Here is a 20,991-nt window from a genome sequence, read left to right on the forward strand (position 1 = left end):
AATGTTGCTGGATTAGCCGGGGCCGCACATATTCGACCGTAGGGGCGCTGCATGCTGCGCCCGTTTAGCTGCGCCCCTATGCCGATCGCTCGGTGAACGTCCTCAAGACCCCGCAGCTTCATCCTGGTCGACGGCAAAACACGCCACCTGCTGGTCACCATACTGCTTGAGCTGCGGTTGCAGCTGGGTGCAGGTGCCAAAGGCACGGCGGCAGCGGGCGTTGAATGCACAGCCCGGTGGTGGGTTCATTGGGCTTGGCAGTTCACCGGTCAGCTTGATGCGCTCCCGGCGCATATCCGGGTTCAGGCGCGGCGTAGCGGACAGCAGTGCCTGAGTGTACGGATGACGCGGGTTATTGAAGATGGCGTCTTTACTGCCCTTCTCCACGCAGCGGCCGAGGTACATCACCATCACTTCATCAGCAATGTGCTCCACCACCGACAGATCGTGGGAGATAAACACGTAAGACAGCCCCAGATCCTGTTGCAGATCCATCATCAGGTTCAGCACCTGCGCACGCACGGACACGTCCAGCGCAGAGACTGGCTCATCGGCAATCACCACGTCCGGGTTGAGCATCAGCCCACGCGCAATGGCGATACGCTGCCGCTGGCCGCCGGAGAACATATGCGGGTAACGGTCGTAATGTTCGGTTTTCAGGCCGACCTTCGCCATCATCTCCAGCGCTTTCTCACGCCGTTCGGCGCTGCTCAACGAGGTGTTGATCAACAGCGGCTCCTCGAGGATCTGCCCCACCTTCTTACGAGGGTTAAGCGATCCGTAAGGATTCTGGAACACGATCTGGATCTTCTGGCGGCGCAGCTTCTCTGCCGTCACGTCCGGCTTAAGCAGATCTTGCCCCTGATAGTACAGCTCACCGCCGGTAGGGATTTCGATCATGGTCAGCAGGCGGCCCAGCGTGGACTTACCACAGCCAGACTCCCCAACCACTGCCAGGGTTTTACCACGCTCAAGGGTAAAGGAAACCCCGTCCAGCGCCTTCACCAGTCGTTCCGGGGCAAACAGCCCCTTCTTGACCGGGTAGTGTTTTTTCAGGTCAATGGCCTGCAATAAAGGGTGGTTCTGGCTCATACGGTCGGCCTCCCCGCATCATCCAGCGGTGTGTGACATTTAACCTGACGGCCGGGAATGCTGCGCAGTTCCGGCTCTTCTTCGCGACAGTGTTGGGTTGCATAAGGGCAACGCGGGTTCAGCAAGCAGCCTTGTGGCCGATCGTACTTGCCCGGCACCACGCCAGGCAGCGAGGCCAAACGCGCCTTGTCGGTAGCAAACTCTGGCAACGCGCGCAGCAGCGCCTGGGTGTACGGGTGGCGCGGCGAACGGAAAATTTCTACCGCCTTGCCGGATTCCACTACCTGCCCGGCATACATCACGATGATGTGGTGTGCCGCTTCCGCCACCAGCGCCAGATCGTGAGTGATCAGCAGCAGCGCCATATTTTCGCGCTGTTGCAGCTCGAGCAGCAGCTCAATGATCTGGGCCTGAATGGTCACGTCGAGCGCGGTCGTCGGTTCATCCGCAATCAGCAGCTTGGGCCGGCAGGCGATCGCCATGGCGATCATCACACGCTGGCTCATCCCGCCGGAAAGCTGATGAGGGTAAACGTCCAGCCGCGAGGCCGGATCGGGAATGCCTACCTGATTGAGCAGATCGATAGCGCGTTGGCGACGAGTGCGGCGGTTACCGCCCTGATGCACCTTCAGCGCTTCCATAATCTGGAAACCGACGGTATAGCACGGGTTCAGGCTGGTCATCGGATCCTGGAAGATCATCGCCACTTCGGAGCCCACCAGCTGGCGGCGCTCTTTTTCCGAGATTTTCCGCAGATCCTGGCCGTTGAACTCCAGCTTGTCAGCCATCACCTTGCCAGGGAAATCGATCAACCCCATGATCGCCAGCGAACTGACGGATTTACCGGAGCCGGATTCGCCGACGATGCCAACCACCTGCCCCTGTTCTACGCTGTAGCTGATTCGGTCTACCGCGCGGAACGGCGCACCTTCGTCACCGAAGTGCACCGAAAGCTTGTCTACATTTAATAACGCCATTCTCTCTTCCTCTGTTACTGCTTGAGTTTGGGGTCGAGAGCATCACGCAAGCCGTCCCCCATCAGGTTAAAGGCCAAAACCGTCAGCAGAATGGCCACCCCTGGGAAGGTCACAACCCACCAGGCACTTTGCGCGAACTGCAGTACGTCGGAGAGCATGGTGCCCCACTCCGGCGTTGGCGGTTGCGCACCCATACCCAGGAAGCCGAGAGCGGCCATATCCAGAATGGCGTTCGAGAAACCGAGAGAAGCCTGCACGATCAGCGGTGCCAGGCAGTTTGGCAGGATATTGACGAACATCTGACGCGTCGCCCCAGCCCCCGCCACGCGGGAAGCCGTCACGTAATCGCGGTTCACTTCCACCAGCACCGCAGCGCGGGTCAAGCGGACATAGTGCGGCAAAGCAACGAAGGTCAGCGCCAGCGAGGCGTTAACGATCGAGGGCCCAAACACCGCCACCAGCACCAACGCCAACAGCAGGCTTGGCAGTGCCAGCATGATATCGACCACGCGCATGATGATGGCATCGACTACGCCGCCGAAATAACCGGCCAACAGGCCGAATACCACGCCCATCACCAGCGAAAGCACCACCACCAGGCAGCCGACCAACAGCGAGAGCCTGGCACCGTACATCAGACGCGACAGCACATCACGGCCGACATCGTCGGTACCCAGAATAAACTTCCAGCTGCCACCCGTCTCCCAGACCGGCGGCCTAAGCAGGGCATCACGGAACTGTTCGGCAGGCGCATGTGGAGCCAGGAACCCGGCCCCCACTGCAACCACCAGCATGATAACGATATAAACCAGGCCAACCACGGCCCCTTTGTTGCGCTTGAAATAGTGCCAAAACTCCTGGAACGGGGTCATTGGCTTCGGCGCACCTTTCACTACAGACTCGGTAATTTGAGACATCAGAGCGCCCCTTATTTCTTGTGGCGAATACGCGGGTTGACCACGCCGTAGAGCACGTCTACCAGCAGGTTAACCAGAATAATCATACAGGCGACCAGCAATACGCCGCCCTGAACAACCGGGTAATCACGGCGTTGCAACGCATCCATCAGCCAGCGGCCAAGCCCCGGCCAGGAGAAGATGGTTTCGGTCAGGATCGCCCCGGCCAGCATGGTGCCAACCTGTAGGCCGATTACCGTCACCACCGGCAGCAAGGCGTTACGCAATGCGTGTACCACGATCACCCGCATACGGCTCACACCCTTGGCGCGCGCGGTACGGATATAGTCTTCACCCAGCACTTCCAGCATGGAGGAGCGGGTCATACGCACGATAACCGCCAGCGGGATGGTGCCCAATACGATGGCGGGCAGGATCATATGCATCACGGCGTCGATGAAATCACCCGGCTCGCCCCAGATCAGGGTGTCGATCAGCATAAAGCCGGTCAGCGGCAGGCTGTCATCGAGAAACACCGTATCGCTTATTCGCCCCGATACGGGCGTGAGGTTGAGCTGTACCGAAACCAGCATGATCAGCATCATGCCCCACCAGAAGATCGGCATGGAATAACCGGTCAGGGAGATACCCACGGCGGTATGGTCAAACACCGAACCTCGCCTGACGGCAGCCAGCACCCCCACCGGGATACCGACAATCACCGCGAAGAGCATCGCGCACAGGCCCAGTTCCAGGGTGGCCTTAAAGCGCGGCACAAACTCTTCCCACACGGAGATACGGCTTTTGAGGGACGTCCCCAAATCGCCATGCAGCACGTTGGTGACGTAATGGAAGTATTGTTGATAGAGCGGTTTATCCAGCCCCATCTCTGCCATGAGTTGGGCATGGCGCTCTGCGGAGATCCCGCGTTCCCCGGCCATAATGGTCACCGGATCGCCGGGGATCATATGGACGAATGCAAAAGTCAGCAACGTTATGCCGATAAACGTTGGGATAACTAACCCCAAACGTCGGAGTATGAACTGCAACATATCCCGAACTCTCTGTATAAAGTGCCCGGCAGCTCATCGTCCGCCAGGCTTATTAAAACTCACACGCTTCACGACATTCTTCTGGGGACGGGAATGCAGGGGCGCAACGTATTGCGCCCCTGCATTTTGTATACCCTATGAATTTCAAGTTGCAGCTAGGCACCAAGCTCACTCATCCCCAGGAGCTTACTTCAGTAAGTGACTGGGGTGAGTGAGTGCAGGTAACAACGCTGCAGCTTGAAAGACGACGGGTATATCCCAGTCCTTCAACTCGCCTTGGTAGGCTTAGTCCAGAGAAACGTTCTCAAAGTGATGTTTACCAAGCGGATCGACCACATAGCCCTTCACTTCTTTACGCACTGGCTCGTAAACGGTGGAGTGGGCAACAATCAGCGCCGGGGCCTGATCGTGCATGACTACCTGAGCCTGCTTGTAGAGTGCGACGCGTTTATCGTGGTCTGCTTCGGCACGGGCCGGTTGGATCAGATCCTCAAACGGCTTGTAGCACCAACGGGAATAGTTGGAACCATCTTTGGCGGCCGCACAGCTGAACAGCGTGGCGAAGAAGTTGTCTGGATCCCCATTGTCACCGGTCCAGCCCATCATCACCGTCTGATGCTCACCGTCTTTGGCACGCTTGAGGTACTCGCCCCACTCGTAGGTGACGATCTTGGCATTGACGCCAATTTTCGCCCAGTCGGACTGGATCATCTCAGCCATACGACGTGCGTTCGGGTTATACGGACGCTGTACCGGCATCGCCCACAGATCGATGGAGAAGCCATCTGGCATGCCCGCTTCTTTCAGCAGCTCTTTGGCCTTGACCGGATCGTAAGCGTAATCTTTGATCTCGTCGTTATAGCCCCACATGGTTGGTGGGATCAGGTTCTTGGCAGGTTGACCCGCCCCCTGATACACCGCATCCACGATGGCCTGCTTGTTCACCGCCATAGTCAGTGCCTGACGCACCTTCACGTTATCCAGCGGCTTCTTCTCGGTGTTGAACGACAGGTAGCCGACGTTCAGGCCAGGCTGTTCCATCAGGTTGATGGTTTTGTCCTGCTTCATACGAGCGATGTCTGCCGGGTTCGGGTACGGCATGACCTGGCACTCGTTTTTCTGCAGTTTGGCGTAACGCACAGAGGCGTCTGGCGTGATGGAGAACACCAGACGATCGATCTTCGGCTTGGTACCCCAGAAACCGTCAAAGGCCTTGTAGAGGATTTTGGAGTCTTTCTGGTACTGCAGCAGTTGGAACGGCCCGGTACCCACAGGGTTCAGGTCCACTTTCTCTGGCGTACCGGCTTTCATCATCTTGTCGGCATATTCTGCAGACAGGATGGAAGCGAAGTCCATGCCCAGGTCAGCCAGGAATGGCGCTTCTGGACGGGTCAGCGTGAAGCGTACGGTGTTGTCGTCCACTTTCTCGACTTTGCTGATCAGGTCCTGCATACCCATACCCTGGAAGTATTCATAGCTGCCGCCAGAAACCTTGTGGTAAGGGTGGTTTGGATCAAGCTGACGCATGAAGGAGAACACCACATCGTCGGCATTCAGTTCACGGGTAGGTTTGAAATTTTTGCTGTCCTGCCACTTCACGCCTTTGCGCAGGTGGAAGGTATAGGTTTTACCGTCTTCGCTGACGTCCCACTTCTCTGCCAGGCCGGGTTCCAGTTCGGTGGTACCTAGTTTGAACTCAACCAGACGGTTATAGATTGGCACTGAGCTGGCATCATAGGTGGTGCCGGAGGTGAACAACTGCGGGTTGAACCCTTCAGGAGAACCCTCAGAACAGTAAACCAGCGTCTTTGCCTGCACGCTGGCCGCAACGGTCAGCGCAATCAGGCCGATACCGAATTTCAGAATCCCTGATTTACCCAAGGAACTTGTCATCGCTAGTGCTCCGTATGTGATGTGGTGTGTGTATTACCGCCAGAGCCTAATATTTTTTGTTACGCGGCCTGTGCGGTCAGTGCCCGAAGGCAGGAGGAATAAAAGCGCGAGAATGCCGGATGGAACGCATCACGGCAGGGCGTTTGAGCGAGTGAATTTCACTCATACACCTCTCACTCTTATCCCTGAGGGTACCAAATTGCCAACTGTTTGGGGTGCCGTCAATATAACCAGTAGGGATTTACATAGACTGTGAGAAACAGCAAGCAAACATAAAAAAAACCTTTCAGCAACATTTACAGCATTAAAACTTGTGCTACGGGTTAAATCTTGGCGTCATGAACCAGCGTTAACGACCTAGCCAGCATTAACCTCCAATAAAAAACCAAAAAAGATTATTGCTGAATGATGAATATCTGAGCGGTTATTTTTGTGATCCCGGTAAAAGACAGGAGGAAATGCTGGGGCACTCCCCGAAAGAGGGAGCTGAGAGGAGGGGTTGTACGTGGGGGAGTTGCCACCGGGTTTTCCCCCTCCAGACGCCACTGTTGCCGGTTTGAGTTATCGTCAAAAGAGAGTCCGCGGGTTAAATTCCAGGCCGCCATTGCGTAGCCAGTGATACAACTCACTGTTACGCCTGAAACCCAGCTTGCGCATCGCCGTGAGTTTATGGGTGCTGACGGTCTTGACGCTAAGTGACAGTTTGCTGGCGATCTTTTCGGGGGTTAATTCCCATGAGATCCCTTGTAGAACCTCACGCTCGCGTGGGGTCAGGTGCAAACTGCGACACACTCTTTCCGTATTGGCTACTAAAGATGACTGACTTGCCTGCTCAAACATCTCCTCGACCAAGCGCAGCACGGCATCAGGCCTTGCCTGGCGGCTTAATACCGCGCCTTGAGGCTGGTTTTTTACATTCTCAACCGCCGTATCCCGGATAAAAATCGTCCCGATCAGCCGCTCCCCCGGATTTTCCCTGCAAGCATTGAGCCTGGCCGCCCCACCAAAGGGTTTGGCACATACCATCAGGTCGATCGCTATCCCTGGCGTAACCGGTACAAAACGCCACGTATAGCCTTTCGCCAGAAAATAGTCCTGCAAAATATGTTGGATACCCTGTGCGAAATAACGATTGGCATCCTGGACAGCAATAACAATATTTGGCTTCATTTTATTTCCTTATAATTTGAACCAGAAACAGGTGTTATTTCAGGTATAGAGCCGAGCTTAAAAACGCGAATCTGTCGGGAGCAGGCGCGTTAAAATAAAGCGGCAGCAGTATTAAATAGAGACTAGTAAATAACCCCACCAGAGCGGCCACCCGCTAGGTGCGCTATGGTCTTGTACCGTTGGTAATAGCAAAGGAACAGGTCCAGTGTTTTTTTATAAATACCGTTTGCAAGGGATGTTAGCGTCGAATTTAATATGGGGACGCGATCACGACAGCGCTCGCACTGTGCCCCCCCGGGGTTCCATTGATGGCATCGAGCGTCGAGGTAAGGACAACAAAGTCAGTCTCTATCATTTGAGAAGTCAGCACTGTGGTGACCCCAGGCGCAAGTGGTACCTTGCCACCACCCAAGATAGTCAGGACGGGTTTGCCACCACAGTCCACAGACCCACTTATGCTGACTACGGAGTGAGCATTGGGTTCGATTACCCCGTGGTCGATGATAGATGGAAGGTTGATTTCACAGGTCACGTCTGGTGGAAGCGGTTTCTGGCAGAAGCTACTGCCGGAGTTGGCAACGCTATCGGCGGAGAATGTACCGTATATCGTTGTCAACTTTCCTTTCTGTACAAAAAACACGCACTCCCCGCCAGGCCCTGCCCCACCATGACCTCCCCACGCTAGGCTAGACAGTGCGCATGCGCCAGGGTCTTTTAGTTCCCACGACTTCACGGATTTAAGACGACAATTGACGAGCGTGGGGGCATGGATCGTGTCTGTAGTAAAACGGCACTTGCTGAAAGGTTTCCCGGTCAGAGACGATCCACTCTCACAATGGATGCCGAGCGCCTCGAGTTGGGTCACTGAGCCAGCAGCAACGGGTTGCGTCAGGGGAAGCACGTCCGTCATAGCTAGTCCGGCGGCGGAATAGTACACTACATTGGAGCATCTATCCGGGAAGTTTTTATCTTGCGAACAAGATGTTATTTTTGGATCGACAAGAACGGGGTGCAACACAGCAGAGGTGTAGGTCGGCAAGGTAAGGAGTATGGGAAGTAGTATGCGTTTGTACATAGTATGACCGATTTGATAGTTTTATCAGACAGGCAATCACCTCACTCTCTGTAAGCGGTGTTTTGCCCAATTCATCCACCGAGCCTAATATTCCTGCCCCCGTATCTCAGTCTCTGCCTTCGACAGTTTCCGCCTAGGTGCTGGCTTATAAAGCCGCGCAATACGTTCCCGGTGGTTCTCTGTTTAATTTCTCTTACTCATATTCCAGATTGAAGGTCGCGACCGCACTGAACGTTCCGCGTGCGATACTTCGGTTCCTGATGGCGTCCGGCTCTCCCTGCACATAGGCCTTCAGGGCAATAATATTGCCCCCTTCTTGCAGCAAGAGTTTATCGCTCGCCTTATTGAACGGAATCGGTTTGGCCGACCACGTCTCAAACCCGATAGCAATCCCCACGGCCTTACTGCTGCCGTCGATGGTCAACAGCCCCGGCAAGGCGCGGTTCTCGGTGCCAGTAAAGGTCACACTCACCGTCTTGCCCAGCGTCAGGTCACATTCCTTCAGGTGTATCTCGAACGATTGCCCCAGCGTGCGAGTGTTCAGGTACAGGTCCTTGTCGATAACCGAGCCAAAATCCAGATTGATTTCTTCATCACCCGGCTGCACCACGCAGGGTTCAGCGACCAAGGCGCCATACAGGTGCACGTTTTTGTCACCCGCGGCCAGAGTCAGCAATGGCGCGGCAATCAGTACCTGCGCCAACAACAGGGCGGCCATCCGGGAACGTGGATGTTCCGAACGCTGATGCTTGTCCGATTTACCTTTCATGTCGCGCTCCTCATTGGTAATCGGCACGCAGCGTTGCCCAGGCCTCGAAGGCCCCTTCGATCAGTGTGCCCCCCTCTTTTTTCACCGGCACCGCCTCCAGACGTGGTGGGTTGGCCAGATCTATCTTCAGCGTGCTGTTCGGTGTAAACGGCTGGCCATTCTGGTAGATCCGGATACCCAGGTTCGCCTTGTCCGTCATCAGCGCCTCAGTGTCGAACCCTGCCGCACTGCCGCTCAGACTCAGCGTCAGCGCCCAGTTGCCACCGGCGGCATCCTGGCAGGTTATCTGGTAGTTCATCAACTGGCGGTAGTTCTCCCCATCCACTTTGTTGATACCTATCCGTTCGCCGAAGTTCACCTCTATTCGATTGTCGTCGTTGATGGCGCACAGCGGCGGTGTTATTAGCGTGCCGTGGAACGTCATGTCCGCCTCGTTATTCTTCGCCTGTGCCGGAACGACAACGCCCATCAGGCCGCAGGTCAGCAACAGGATTCTTATCGTTATGCTCATGCTCCGCTCCCGTTACTGGTAAGCCACTTTCATTGTTGCACCCGCCGTGAATTCGCCCCCCGTCAGGGTAGCCCCACCCTGTTTGACCGGAATGGCCCACAGTTCCGGTTGGTTGGGATAGGTGAAGTTCAGCCAGCTGTTGATTGCCAGTTTATTGTTGCCCTGTTGCAGCTTGATACCCAGCCCCGTCTTGGTGGTTTTCAGCACCGTCCAGTCAAAGCTCGCCCCCTCTCCCTGTACCTGCAGTTTCATCGCGTTGAAGTAAGCCCCCGTACAACCCAATGTGTAATTCACCGGCATACGGTAGCTGTTGCCATCCATCCTGGTCGTAATAACGTCGCCGAACTCTACCTCGATCGGCCGGTTATCGTTGATAGTGCACTGTGGTGGTACGACCACGGTCACCTTGACGGTGACCGTGGCAGTGTTGGCACCCGCTGCAACCTGAGGCAATGTGGTCAGCAGCCCGCACAGCAAAAAAGCAGCCTTTTCGCTCATCGTTGTTCCGTTCATGGTCTCGCCTCAATAATCATCCAGGAGAAATCCCCCCCGTCCGGTAACTGCCCGATATGGTGCTGCTACGCCTTCTCCGCTGGCACCACCGAGCAGGTACTGCTGTTGCAGCTGAAACTCAGTTGCGGCCGGCCGCCGTAGTCGTCGACATAGGTCAGTACTGGGCTGTTGCCCACCGCAGCCGCACCCACTGTCAGCGGCAGGTTGCTCTTTGGGGGCACCATCATCGGCTCGAAGCTTTTGATGCCTGGGCCGTCTTTCCTGGCCGCGGCATCCACAATCGTGACGTAATACGGTGTCGGGTTGTTGACCACATACCTGTCACCCTGTTTGCTCAGCGTCATCTGCTCCTGCGGCGGCGCGGCGTTTGTGTCCATCGTAATTCCCGCCGGGCGGTAGAACAGCTTGATGCGCGTCTGCAACGCAATCTGCAACGTGTTCGCTTTACTACTCTTCGGTGGGATTTCCCGCAGGTTGAAGTAGTACACCGTCTCACGGTCCTGCGGCAGCAGCTTTGCCGCCGGCAACGCCTGGATTTTTACCTGGCTCGGCTTGCCTGGCTCGATGCGTTGCACCGGCGGCAACACCGTGAGTGGGCTCTGGATTTTGTTGCCCTGCTCATTCTCAATCCAGCCCTGCGCCAGATACGGCAGTTGCTTGTTCTGGTTGCTGACGCTCAGGCTCACCGACTTCTGGCTGCCGTCAAAAATCACCCGCGTACGATCCAGAGCGATAGCCGCCTGGGCCTGCTGTGTAACCAGTGCCCCCAACAGGACTACATTCTTGAGCGTAAAGCCAAGAGATCGTTTCATCGTTTGCTTACTTTGCATTATCTGTTTCCCAGCCTTAGCGGCCTTAGTTAAAAGGTTACAAGGGGAGCGCCCCTTAATCTGCTGACGAACTGACCGGGCGGCAAGGCAGTAGCAAGGTATTCATCAACATATCGGTAGGCAACGGGGAAGGCATCTGCACCTCGCACTGTAGCTCTCCGCCCCAGTGCACCGTCATGCTTTCCCCGGCGTTGATACCACTCAGGTAAACGCTGCCGCCGTCGTTGACTATCCCGGTTTCTTGCCGCCGCGCATTCATCACCGTGGCACCAAACGGCGGTTCACTCCCGTCGGCCAGTTTGAGTATCGCCATCGCTTTTTCGCCAGCAATCACATCAAACTGACGATAACCAATGGCCCCTTCCGTCAGGGTTGCCTGCACCACCGATGTCGTCACTTCCGCGTTATCACCCAGTTGGTTCAGATCGATGCTGGCCTTGTTGCGGTAGTAGCTATTAACATCGCCTATCACCGCCTTACCCCAGAGGTTAGTCCGGCTGGTTCTGCCATAGCCGCGCACCGGCACATCCGCCACGCCGTTGGTGTCAATCAGCATCCGGGTTCCCCCTAGCGTCCCGGATCGGTGCATCGCACCGCCCTCGGGCGTCATTGTCATCCCGCCCTGCATCGTCATGCCGAAGGCGCTGAAGTTACCCTGCTGATAACTGGCGTTGGCACTCATCCGGGCGATATCCCCCTCATGGTTGTAATAACCGCTCAGGTTGACTCCGCTGCGCGAACTGCCAGCATTAAGCTGATAGTTATTGTGTTCGTCTAACCGCTCGTAATATCCCACCCGATGATTGGACTCATCGCGGTTCACCGTGGTGTTGTAACTCAACGTCGAGCGGTTGCCCCACGGCAGTGACAGCGAAAGATAAGCGCCATCATCTTTGGTACCGTTATATTGATTGCGGTACGCTGACAATGACAGGCTCAGGTTACGCAACGGTCCCAGGTCGAAATAACGCGACAACGTCAGGCTATAGCGGTCATTGGTAGGTTGATCCCAATAGGTTTCGTGGCTGTAGTTGAGGTAGCTGCTCAGCCCCCATTCACGGAACTGTTTGTTAAAGGTGATGGTGTACATCTCCTTGCCGTTGCGAGTACGTTGGCCATAGTCACGTGCGTCCAGATACTCACTCATGCTCATAAAGTCCTTCTGCGAGAAGCGATAGCCGGCAAAGGTTACCTGGCTGTCGTACTCGTCGAAGTTCTTCGAATAGCTCAAGCGGTATGAGCCGCCGCTAAGTGTGCCGCCTTCCTGTGGCAATCGCGCCCGTGACTGGGTAGCGTCAAAGGACAATGCCCCCAACACCATCAGATCACGCCCGATCCCAACTGACAGTGCGTTATAATCCCCGCCAGCCAGAGCGCCGCCATACAGCGACCAGCCGTTACTCACCCCCCAGGAAAGTTCCCCGCTACCAAATAGCGGGCCACGCGAATGATGCTGCCAGTCTGAGGGCTTACCCATCGCCAGTTTGAAACGTATCGCCCCCGGACGCGTCAGATACGGGATACTGGCAGTGTTCAGAACAAATTCCTGTACGCTGCCGTCCTGTTCTTCCACCCGCACGCTGAGCTCACCGGTCACCGCATCGTTGACATCCTGGATACGGAACGGCCCCGAGGCGACCGTCGTCTCATACAGCACCCGCCCTTGTTGGCTGATCGTCACCTTGGCGTTGGTCCTCGCTATCCCCGTGACTTCCGGCGAGTAACCACGCAGATTCGGCGGTAGCATGTTGTCATCCGATACCAGGCTGACCCCGCTAAAGCGGAAGCTGTCGAACAGGCCTGAATCCAGGTAGTTCTCCCCCAACGTCAGCTTCGAGCGCCATGCCGAAATGGCGCGATAAATGTAATAGCGGCTCCACTCCAACTGCTTGTCCGTAGGAATCCCCGACCCGCTCTGATGTTTGAGGTTGGCTTGCCAATCGGCGCGTAAACGCCAGGACCCCAGGTTGGCCCCGGCGGTACCGTTGCCGCTCAGGCTGTAGCTGCTCGCCCCTTGCTTAAGCTGCTTTTGCGTCCGCGTATTGAGGTTATAATCCAGCAATAGACCTGGGATCCCCTCTTCCCAGCGTGACGGCGGATCCCAGTTATCGGCGGTATACTCCAGATAGGCCTGAGGGATATTCAGATACAGGGTTGAGGTGGATAAATCGCCACGCACTTCCATACCTTTCAGACTGGATTCATCCAGACACTCCCCCTGATGCCACCAGCGCAAGTCCTTGGCCACGCCCGCCTTCAACCCTAACTGAGCCACCAAAGCTTTACCGACACAGGCCCGGCTGTCATTCGGATCCCCTTCCGGCGGGTAAAACGATATCGCTTGTTCCGGTAGATCGTTTTTATTGATATGCACCGACATACCGTAGATACCCGGCATGATATAACCGCCGCGGGAGAAGTGGCTCAGATCGATGTTTTTGCGGTCATGCACATCCAGTACATCCGTATTGAACTGAATTTCCTCGGCGGCGTATGCCATGGTCGAAGCCGTGCTCAACGCCAAAGAAATACAGACGCTGAGTGCCTGAAGACGTGTCAGCTTCTCTACAGGTGACAATCCCATATCCCTAACCTTTTTTATTAATGCCTTATTCCTGTGGCAATGTCTTAATAGCGTTTAGAAATAATCCAATTTAAAGCGAATGGCAGAGAAGTATTCACCAGATGTTAAAATATGGTTATTGGCTACCAGATTTACGGCATAACTCAACACCATGCTTTGAGGATTAATTGTTTCCAATGGCAAGGGTTTTCCCGGCCTGGCAATATTGCCACCGAGGTCACTAATTTTCAGAGCCACACCGGATGCCGTTCCTTGCACGGTAAATAGCCCCCCCTCGCTATCTCCATCAAAGGTCACCTGAAAATTCTTCAAGTCAGGTAATTGACGGCCAAAGCGCTCCAACTCACAATCACTCAATTTAATGTAAAAATTTTTACCCCGCCCCTGACCATCACGAACAATATCCTCTACAGAGATCGCATCAATCTCAATAGTTTGGTCTTGGCTCTCTACGGCAATAGCACAGGCAGTATCAATAATGGATCCTTGCATATTTACACGTCCCCATTCCAAGGCAGAATCGGCCGCCAAAGAGGAAACAGGTACCGTAATAAATAGGTAAGAAAACACAGCGATAATAGGGGTTACATCCCGCATGGCAAATTATCCTTGACGCTCTCGTCCCCCAAAAAGGCATGCGGATACCTCCGCATGCCCAAACAGGTTATGCCTAAATGACGTAGCCGATTACTCGTAGGCTAAAGTGAAGTTGGCAACCGTCTCGAATTTACCTTCGGTAACAGCGGCGGAAGCACCATCACCCTGCAAATAGGCACTGAAGTTCAGGGCATTATCGCTACCTTGCAGTTGCTGGAGAACGGTTGGCTTAGCCAGCTTAATAGGACCCTTAGCATCTTCAATAACGATGCTAGCGCCACGCCCAGTACCCAGACGGTCTTGGACGGCACCGACGTTACCATTGAAGGAGACGCTCACTTTGTTCTTGGCATCTGGCCCGGTACCAATTTCGCAGTTCTCCAGATCAATAGTGAAAGCATGCGCACTAGATTTGCCGCCGTCCTTCAGGGCAACTTTAGAAATCTGACCCAGTTCAATCGTCTGTTCGGCAGACTTTTGCGTGATGGAGCATGGAGCATCAATAATCGAACCGTTAAAGGTGATTTTACCGTGCCCCTGGTCTTTCACTGCGGCATGCGCCAAAGAAGACATACCCAAAGCCACTACTGCTACCATCATGATCTTGTTCAGTTTCATGCAAAAAATCCTTAAAATGAAAATTCCATAAATTTCAGTTTTCAATGGATGCGAGATCCATGTGTTTATCGCCAGCCCCCTAAAACAGCTTCCTTCGTGTCTTTGGCAAGGCCAGTAAAACACAAGCAGCCTCAAGTCTGCCGATGTGGATAAATCTACCACCAAAACAAAAATTAGATATTTGTTTTAAAAGTATGCGATTATTTAGATTTTTACTCCAATTATTTAGAACTATATAAGCTTAAGCATCAAATAAACAAAGGCTGATAGATATTGTCAGATTTAAGTATTCCATCTATAAATTAAGATTATTCTTAATAGTTTGACTACCCTAAAAAATACATATAAAAAGCCATTTTCAACACACTTAATGAGTATTCATTATGTTTTACATCATCAATAAGGTGATTAAATATTCACCAGAATCAAAAGAGCTATCATTGGCGCAAGAGGAGCAAACCTCATTGGTTTTGTCTAATCAAGCCTCACGACTGTTAATGGAGCTGATAAAAAACTTTGGTAGTGATTTAACCCGAGATTATTTGCTGAAACATATTTGGGAGGATTTTGGGTTAACACCATCAAACAACAACCTTTACAGTGCGGTGAGTGAGCTAAGGAAAGCGATATCAAGCCTTGGCATCACAGAGCAAGTGATTATCACTATCCCGAAGGTGGGATTCAAGTTTAAGTGCAGCGTTGATTGTTTACCTAAAGAAATAAAAACAGAGAAAAAAGAAAGTAAGGAAATAAAGCCGACATCAGTAAACCATCCAAAATTGGTCAGTTTTTTTGTCGCATTCTGCATTGCCGCATTAGTGATTTTTTACTACATCCTTGTAGAATCGAAAGGTATAGAAATAAAGACATCCACTCCCTCCTTAATCAACGTGATTGATAAATGTAATATTTACTCATTAGATAGTCCAGCAGTACAGCTCAAAGAGAAAGTATTCGAAAATATATTTGAAAAAACCAACCTTAAGGAAGAGTGTAAAAAGAATGGCTACAACATATACTACAGTGATATAAAATCAATAGATGATTATGTCTTTATTGGTGTATGTCTTAACACTAAAATCAAAAAAAATACAAAATGCTTCAACATCAGGAATGATTAAAATGAACAGAAATGCCATGTTAATGGTGGCAATCCTATTAACTATAGCAATTGCTGCTTATAGTTATGAGAAAAAAATAAAGACCAGGGGTTTGTTATTTACATGTAATTATAACATTCAGTTATATTTACAAGCAAAAAACACAAAAATATTTCAAAAAGTTAACGTTTTCTTTTACGATGATAATTCAGGATTTCAAAGCGCTTTTGGAAAAATGGAGATAGAGGGCAAAAAATACACCATCGATAATGATAACTTTTTCATCTATAATGAAACCGACAAAAATGGAACCTATACGGTCGAGTATAATAAAACAGTAAAAAAATATGATGACAACACACCGGATAACTCATGGGGTGACCTTCGGAATAGAACCTCTGTCTATTACATGACTTTCCATAAGCTCGATGACGATGTTTTTATAATCAGAGGGCGCGGATTCCCAATGTTTCTTTGCACCAATAGCTAATTTATCCCCGCCGCCCTCCAAAGCCCTAGGTGGCGGGGAACTATTCACTACATTCTCTCGTTGCTAGCCCCGACTTTGCGAGAGAACTCGCACCATCAAACTAGCCCTCTTGCCAGGCTCTGCTGGCCCTAACACTATTGATACCTAGCTAGATATGGACAACATCTTTGTCATATTCCCAAGTGTTGTCATCGTTGACAACACTTGAGTGTGTTGTTATTTTGAACAACAGGAGGGGGATGAAATTGCCTTCTCAACTCATCTTTCAGGACAGGATCGCGCTGACGGAAACCGAGTTTGTACAGATGGTTATTTGGTTTGTCGAACCCGCAGTCAGAGCCAGTGCTCATCACTATAAGTACCGATTCGCCTATGTGAAAGACGGCATCTGCCGCTTACGCTATGACAACGAGGCAGGCAAAGGCGATCATAAACATCTGGATGAAAAACAACATCCCATCAATTTCACCAGCCCAAAAGCGCTGATACGCAGTTTCTTCGATGAGGTTGCACAGCTAAGAGGAGACTAAAGTTGAATACAGTCACCATCCGAGTCGCTTCTCTTGAGGAAGCGCAACGCTCTATGGAAGCCGCCTTGGAAGGCGATAAACAGTACCAGGGGAGTTACATTACTTTTCTGGATTGGGATTCGTTATGGAAGACACTCTCGCCCAAAAAAATGCATATCTTGCACTGCATGACCGGGGCCGGGGAACTCTCAATCAGAGAGGTTGCTCGTCGCGTTGAGCGGGATGTTAAAGCTGTGCATACGGATCTTCAGGCGTTGTTGGCTTGCGGCATCGTTGATAAGGGTACAGCCGGGGTGATATTCCCCTACGACCAAATCCATTTCGATTTTGTCATTGGCAAGGCAGCCTAAAAAAACTACTGACAAATCTCCACCGGCTCACCATGTAGGGGCGCTGCATGCTGCGCCCGCTCTCATCCTCATAAACGCCAGACGTAAAAAAGCCCGCTTAAAAAAGCGGGCTTTCTTGAATGTGGTCGGCGAGAGAGGATTCGAACCTCCGACCCACTGGTCCCAAACCAGTTGCGCTACCAAGCTGCGCTACTCGCCGATGCGGGGCGCATCTTACTGCTGGGCCGTATACGCGTCAATCTCTTTTTCACCCCCGCATACCAAGTGGCGCTAAAAGCGCCAAACAGGCCAGTATCTGAGCGGATACGGCCTTTCTGGCTCGGTTTACAGCGCTTTGGCGTCCGCTTTACTCTGCGGAAGGTGACACCAGTTATTGCTCTCAACAATACCACCGTCCGGCGAGGTATAACCCAGGCAGCCGAGGATAGAGTCAAACAGCTCTACGTGACGGTGCGGCTGGCCAACCCGCTGTTGGGTCTGTAACTGCTCAAACGCACTCTTATGCTGCGGGTCTTCGAGGTATTTATCAGAAGCCCAGACGATCATCGGCACACGGAACTGCTCCGGCGGGGCCATTTCACGTGGCGTACCATGCAGATGCGAGTTTTCACCAATGGATTCGCCATGGTCGGCCGCGTAGAACACGATAGCCTTCTTATCGCGCACCTGGTCAATCACGCTGTCGATGAAGGTATCCGTGTACAGCACAGAGTTGTCATAGGCGTTAATCAAGCGCTCTTTGGAGCAGAACTCATCCACGCCCATGCATTCCGGCTGATAACGAGCAAAGCTGCGCGGGTAGCGCTGTGAATAGAGGTAATGCGACCCTTTGGTATGCAGGATCACCAGATGCTTGCCGTCGGGATGGCGAGCCAGCGACTCTTTCATCTCATCCACCAACAGCATATCGTCCACCGATTTACCGTCGTTACGCTTCTCTGAGGCGATCATTTCACGGAATGAGTAGTTATCCACATCGGTATTGTTGTAGAACCACACCTCGCTCTGCATCGCGAACAGCTCGGAACTGAAGCCCAGCTCTTTCAGTACGGCAAAGATATTCTGCTCTTTCAGGGTTCGCTGCGGGTTATCCGAGGTGCCATGCTCGCGCACGAACATACAGCGTAACGAAAGCTTGGTAGAGGTATCACAAGATTCCCCACGGAACGCCACCAGGTTTTTCTCCTGCGACAGCTTTGGCGTGGTATCACGCTCATAGCCCAGTATGCCCATATGATCCCAGCGGGTGGTTTCACCGATGATAAATACCACGTAGGTGTCATCGATGCCCTCTGGGGCAACATAGGTAAAGTTCTTGCTGGGATCGAACATGTTGGCTGCGTCCGAGCTTTCATCATAACGGGTGTAGGCAAACAGCCCCAGCGCCGAAAGCCAGTTGGAAGGCAGATAAGAGTGCGCAACCACCCCACCATAGCTCGGCAGATCGATATTGGTGATCTTTTCCTGGGCGCTTTGCTCTTTATCCAGGGTACGCAACGGCAGCCACACCAGCGCAACCACCGCCAACATGATCAGCAGTGGCTTAATCCGCTGCCCTGGCGTTTTCATTTGTTCGATCAGGGTGTCGCGCAGGTTATTGCTCCAGATGCACAGCAGCGGTAAAGCGCTGACTACAATCATCCACAGCACAAAATTCAGCCCGACCACCTCTTTGGAGAGATCGATATCGGTGGTCATCACCGAAACGATAATCCCATAACCAATCACCACGTTGAAGAACGTCATGTAGTAACTGGCAGCGACGGAGATCAATACCAGCAAAGAGGCGACGATGCGGTAAAACAGCCGGCCCCCCAGGGATACCAGCCGCATGATAAAGAAGGTGAACAGGACAATGGCGATGACTTCCGTCAGCGCAGAAACCACCTTGATCCCCTGAATGCCGTGCGCAAAGGAATCAAAACGACGATAGAAAACGGAAAGGTTTAAAAAGATGCCGATATAGATCGCTAACAATAACGATAAATTCTGCTGTGATAGCGATTTAACTTTGTTCATGTAACGCAGTGGCTCCGGGCTTCAAGTTCTGAAACCATCAGACAGTCGATATGCCCTCAGGTTCAGCCGATGGGCAATAAGCATCATTCTGCAGAACAGAATCAAGAAAAATCGCACCAAACGAGCATTTTTTGCCAATTTTGTGAGAAAAATAGTGGGGAGACAGGACTTGTGAATGGGGGAGCATTGTCCCCCTCTTTCACCGGTTTTTGGCAGGAAACATTATTTAATGTTAAGGGTTACATCGATATTGCCGCGCGTGGCATTAGAATAGGGGCAGACCACATGGGCTTTCTTCACCAAGTCTTCCGCGACGCTACGCTCAATGCCCGGCAGGCTGATATCCAGCTGAACCTCAATGCCAAAACCATTGGGGATCTCACCGATACCGACGGTGCCCTCGATGGAGGCTTCAGCAGGGATTTTCACTTTTTCTTTCGAAGCGACAAACTTCAGTGCCCCAAGGAAACAGGCCGAATAGCCCGCGGCAAACAGTTGCTCAGGGTTGGTAACCTCCCCACCGGCTCCGCCCATCTCTTTCGGCACGCCTAATTTCACGTCCAACACGCCGTCGGATGAGGTTGCACGGCCGTCTCGGCCACCGGTTGCCTTGGCATGGGCGCGATAAACCACTTTCTCAATAGACATAGATCGTTCCTTTTCGGGTTGGTGACCCGATCCAGTGTAGACCATTCTGCGCGGAGCCCAGGCTCGCACAACTGACGTTAAGCACGGTATGCTAAGTTCTATCTATCGGATGCCGCAGGGAAATCAAAGCATGACTGACACATTGGCCGAACGCGCCCGCCGCTATGCCACCAAAGCGCATGGAGCGATCGATCAGCGCCGCAAATATACGAACGACCCGTATATTGTGCATCCACAGGCAGTAATGGAGATTGTCAGCAGCGTGCCGCACAGCGAAGAGATGCTGGCTGCGGCCTGGCTGCATGACACCGTGGAAGATACCCCCTCTACGCTGGCCGATATCGAAAGCCATTTTGGCCTGCAGGTTGCCAGCCTGGTCGCTATGCTGACCAACGTCAGCATCGGCAGCGCGGAAAATCGCTATCAACGCAAGAACCGCGATCGTCGCCACAGCGCCAATGCCTCCCCACAGGCCAAAACCATCAAGCTGGCCGATTTGATCGACAACACCCGTTCCCTGCTGCAATACGATAGTCACTTCGCCAAAACCTACCTGGTAGAAAAACAGCGCCTGCTGGAAGTGCTGACCGAAGGTGATCCACAGCTGTGGCGGCAGGCTAGCTATATCATCGAACAGGGTTTGCAGGCGTTGCAACTGCCACCGCATAACGTCCCGGCCCGTTGGTTTGACCATGCCCGGTTGCGATATCAGGCAAACGAGGTGACGTAAGCTTGAGATAGGAGGGAGACATAAGCACTGTGATGACCCCTCACCCTAGCCCTCTCCCACAGGGAGAGGGGACCGATCGAGTTGACCATCAGTTACAGAAATTACCTGACCATTGCACCCAATCCGCTCCCTTTTAGGCAGGGAACAAAACGATCGCAGCACCGTGGCTGCTCCCTCTCCCTGTGGGAGGAAACCGTTCGAGTTGACTATCAGTTACAAAAATTACCTGGCCATTGCCCCCAATCAGCTCCCTTTTAGGCAGGACAAAACGATCGCAGCACCGTGGCTGCTCTCTCTCCCCGTGGGAGGAGACCGTTCGAGTTGACTATCAGTTACAGAAATTACCTGGCCATTGCACCCAATCAGCTCCCTTTTAGGCAGGGAACAAAACGACCGCAGCACCCGACCGCAACACCCTGCCAGCTCCCTCTCCCTGTGGGAGAGATACCGTCTTGTCGGCTATCCGGCAAGCGGTATTTCCGCATTAAATGTCTTTCCTGATTTCACCACACCATAGGCCAGTTGCAGCAGTTTTCGCATCGCCGCA

General features: G+C 53.0%; 20 protein-coding genes and 1 tRNA gene. 5 read left to right on the forward strand and 16 right to left on the reverse strand.

The window, feature by feature from the left end; all coding sequences use genetic code 11:
• Positions 1 to 102 precede the first annotated feature (102 nt).
• The 13 genes from dppF to ACMV5I_RS17870 all read right to left on the reverse strand — a co-directional run bounded on the left by dppF (position 103) and on the right by ACMV5I_RS17870 (position 14,577).
• On the reverse strand, positions 103 to 1,092 hold the full coding sequence (dppF, locus tag ACMV5I_RS17810; RefSeq protein WP_121608124.1) for a dipeptide ABC transporter ATP-binding subunit DppF: 990 nt from the start codon (positions 1,090 to 1,092) through the stop codon (positions 103 to 105).
• Positions 1,089 to 2,069 (reverse strand): dipeptide ABC transporter ATP-binding protein, encoded by a 981-nt coding sequence (gene dppD, locus ACMV5I_RS17815; RefSeq protein ID WP_021181581.1) that lies wholly within the window; start codon positions 2,067 to 2,069, stop codon positions 1,089 to 1,091. Before dppD ends, dppF begins: the two co-directional genes overlap by 4 nt.
• 14 nt (positions 2,070 to 2,083) lie before the next feature.
• A complete protein-coding gene (dppC, locus tag ACMV5I_RS17820) occupies positions 2,084 to 2,986 on the reverse strand; it encodes a dipeptide ABC transporter permease DppC (RefSeq protein WP_121608125.1) in 903 nt (300 codons plus the stop codon).
• An 11-nt stretch (positions 2,987 to 2,997) separates the two neighbouring features.
• Entirely contained in the window at positions 2,998 to 4,017 is a 1,020-nt protein-coding gene (dppB, locus tag ACMV5I_RS17825; RefSeq protein ID WP_065684907.1) for a dipeptide ABC transporter permease DppB, read from the reverse strand.
• Between the two features lie 285 nt (positions 4,018 to 4,302).
• Positions 4,303 to 5,910 (reverse strand): dipeptide ABC transporter periplasmic-binding protein DppA, encoded by a 1,608-nt coding sequence (gene dppA / locus ACMV5I_RS17830; RefSeq protein ID WP_202671637.1) that lies wholly within the window; start codon positions 5,908 to 5,910, stop codon positions 4,303 to 4,305.
• Between the two features lie 567 nt (positions 5,911 to 6,477).
• Entirely contained in the window at positions 6,478 to 7,080 is a 603-nt protein-coding gene (locus tag ACMV5I_RS17835; RefSeq protein WP_414824969.1) for a helix-turn-helix domain-containing protein, read from the reverse strand.
• Positions 7,081 to 8,348: 1,268 nt separating this feature from the next.
• Complete coding sequence (locus ACMV5I_RS17840) at positions 8,349 to 8,924, reverse strand: fimbrial protein (protein ID WP_414824970.1); 576 nt, start codon at positions 8,922 to 8,924, stop codon at positions 8,349 to 8,351.
• A 10-nt stretch (positions 8,925 to 8,934) separates the two neighbouring features.
• Positions 8,935 to 9,435, reverse strand: coding sequence for a fimbrial protein (locus ACMV5I_RS17845; protein ID WP_261459010.1), 501 nt, complete (start codon positions 9,433 to 9,435; stop codon positions 8,935 to 8,937).
• A 12-nt stretch (positions 9,436 to 9,447) separates the two neighbouring features.
• Entirely contained in the window at positions 9,448 to 9,933 is a 486-nt protein-coding gene (locus ACMV5I_RS17850) for a fimbrial protein (protein WP_414824971.1), read from the reverse strand.
• A gap of 80 nt (positions 9,934 to 10,013) precedes the next feature.
• Positions 10,014 to 10,760, reverse strand: a complete 747-nt coding sequence (locus tag ACMV5I_RS17855) for a fimbria/pilus periplasmic chaperone (RefSeq protein WP_261155962.1) — start codon at positions 10,758 to 10,760, stop codon at positions 10,014 to 10,016.
• Positions 10,761 to 10,833: 73 nt separating this feature from the next.
• Complete coding sequence (locus tag ACMV5I_RS17860) at positions 10,834 to 13,362, reverse strand: outer membrane usher protein (protein WP_414824972.1); 2,529 nt, start codon at positions 13,360 to 13,362, stop codon at positions 10,834 to 10,836.
• Positions 13,363 to 13,416: 54 nt separating this feature from the next.
• A complete protein-coding gene (locus tag ACMV5I_RS17865; protein WP_414824973.1) occupies positions 13,417 to 13,959 on the reverse strand; it encodes a fimbrial protein in 543 nt (180 codons plus the stop codon).
• A 90-nt stretch (positions 13,960 to 14,049) separates the two neighbouring features.
• Positions 14,050 to 14,577 carry a fimbrial protein gene (locus ACMV5I_RS17870; RefSeq protein ID WP_261459014.1) on the reverse strand — a complete coding sequence of 176 codons (528 nt, stop codon included), beginning with the start codon at positions 14,575 to 14,577 and terminating at the stop codon, positions 14,050 to 14,052.
• Between the two features lie 383 nt (positions 14,578 to 14,960).
• On the opposite strand from ACMV5I_RS17870, the gene ACMV5I_RS17875 reads away from it, so the two are divergent.
• The 4 genes from ACMV5I_RS17875 (at position 14,961) to ACMV5I_RS17890 (ending at position 17,047) form a co-directional block, all read left to right on the forward strand.
• A complete protein-coding gene (locus tag ACMV5I_RS17875) occupies positions 14,961 to 15,698 on the forward strand; it encodes a winged helix-turn-helix domain-containing protein (RefSeq protein ID WP_202671631.1) in 738 nt (245 codons plus the stop codon).
• 1 nt (position 15,699) lies between these two features.
• Complete coding sequence (locus tag ACMV5I_RS17880; protein WP_414824974.1) at positions 15,700 to 16,167, forward strand: hypothetical protein; 468 nt, start codon at positions 15,700 to 15,702, stop codon at positions 16,165 to 16,167.
• A gap of 239 nt (positions 16,168 to 16,406) precedes the next feature.
• Positions 16,407 to 16,697, forward strand: coding sequence for a toxin-antitoxin system TumE family protein (locus ACMV5I_RS17885; RefSeq protein WP_237734096.1), 291 nt, complete (start codon positions 16,407 to 16,409; stop codon positions 16,695 to 16,697).
• 2 nt (positions 16,698 to 16,699) lie between these two features.
• The gene (locus ACMV5I_RS17890) at positions 16,700 to 17,047 is read left to right on the forward strand and encodes a glycosyl transferase family 1 (protein ID WP_024484222.1); all 348 of its coding nucleotides are present in this window, start codon (positions 16,700 to 16,702) and stop codon (positions 17,045 to 17,047) included.
• 122 nt (positions 17,048 to 17,169) lie between these two features.
• On the opposite strand, the gene ACMV5I_RS17895 is transcribed toward ACMV5I_RS17890, so the two are convergent.
• From ACMV5I_RS17895 to ACMV5I_RS17905, 3 genes are all read right to left on the reverse strand, one after another.
• Positions 17,170 to 17,246 (reverse strand) — tRNA-Pro (locus tag ACMV5I_RS17895).
• Positions 17,247 to 17,371: 125 nt separating this feature from the next.
• Positions 17,372 to 19,066: a kdo(2)-lipid A phosphoethanolamine 7''-transferase gene (eptB, locus tag ACMV5I_RS17900; protein WP_024486967.1), complete on the reverse strand. Its 1,695-nt coding sequence runs from the start codon at positions 19,064 to 19,066 to the stop codon at positions 17,372 to 17,374.
• A gap of 222 nt (positions 19,067 to 19,288) precedes the next feature.
• Positions 19,289 to 19,714: an organic hydroperoxide resistance protein gene (locus ACMV5I_RS17905; RefSeq protein ID WP_261147593.1), complete on the reverse strand. Its 426-nt coding sequence runs from the start codon at positions 19,712 to 19,714 to the stop codon at positions 19,289 to 19,291.
• A 130-nt stretch (positions 19,715 to 19,844) separates the two neighbouring features.
• Between ACMV5I_RS17905 and ACMV5I_RS17910 the strand changes: the two genes are divergently transcribed.
• A complete protein-coding gene (locus ACMV5I_RS17910) occupies positions 19,845 to 20,444 on the forward strand; it encodes an HD domain-containing protein (protein ID WP_414824975.1) in 600 nt (199 codons plus the stop codon).
• The last annotated feature ends 547 nt before the right edge of the window (positions 20,445 to 20,991 follow it).

Origin of the sequence: Serratia sp. T13T92 (assembly GCF_047530105.1) — a bacterium.
Taxonomy (GTDB): Bacteria; Pseudomonadota; Gammaproteobacteria; order Enterobacterales; family Enterobacteriaceae; genus Chania; species Chania fonticola.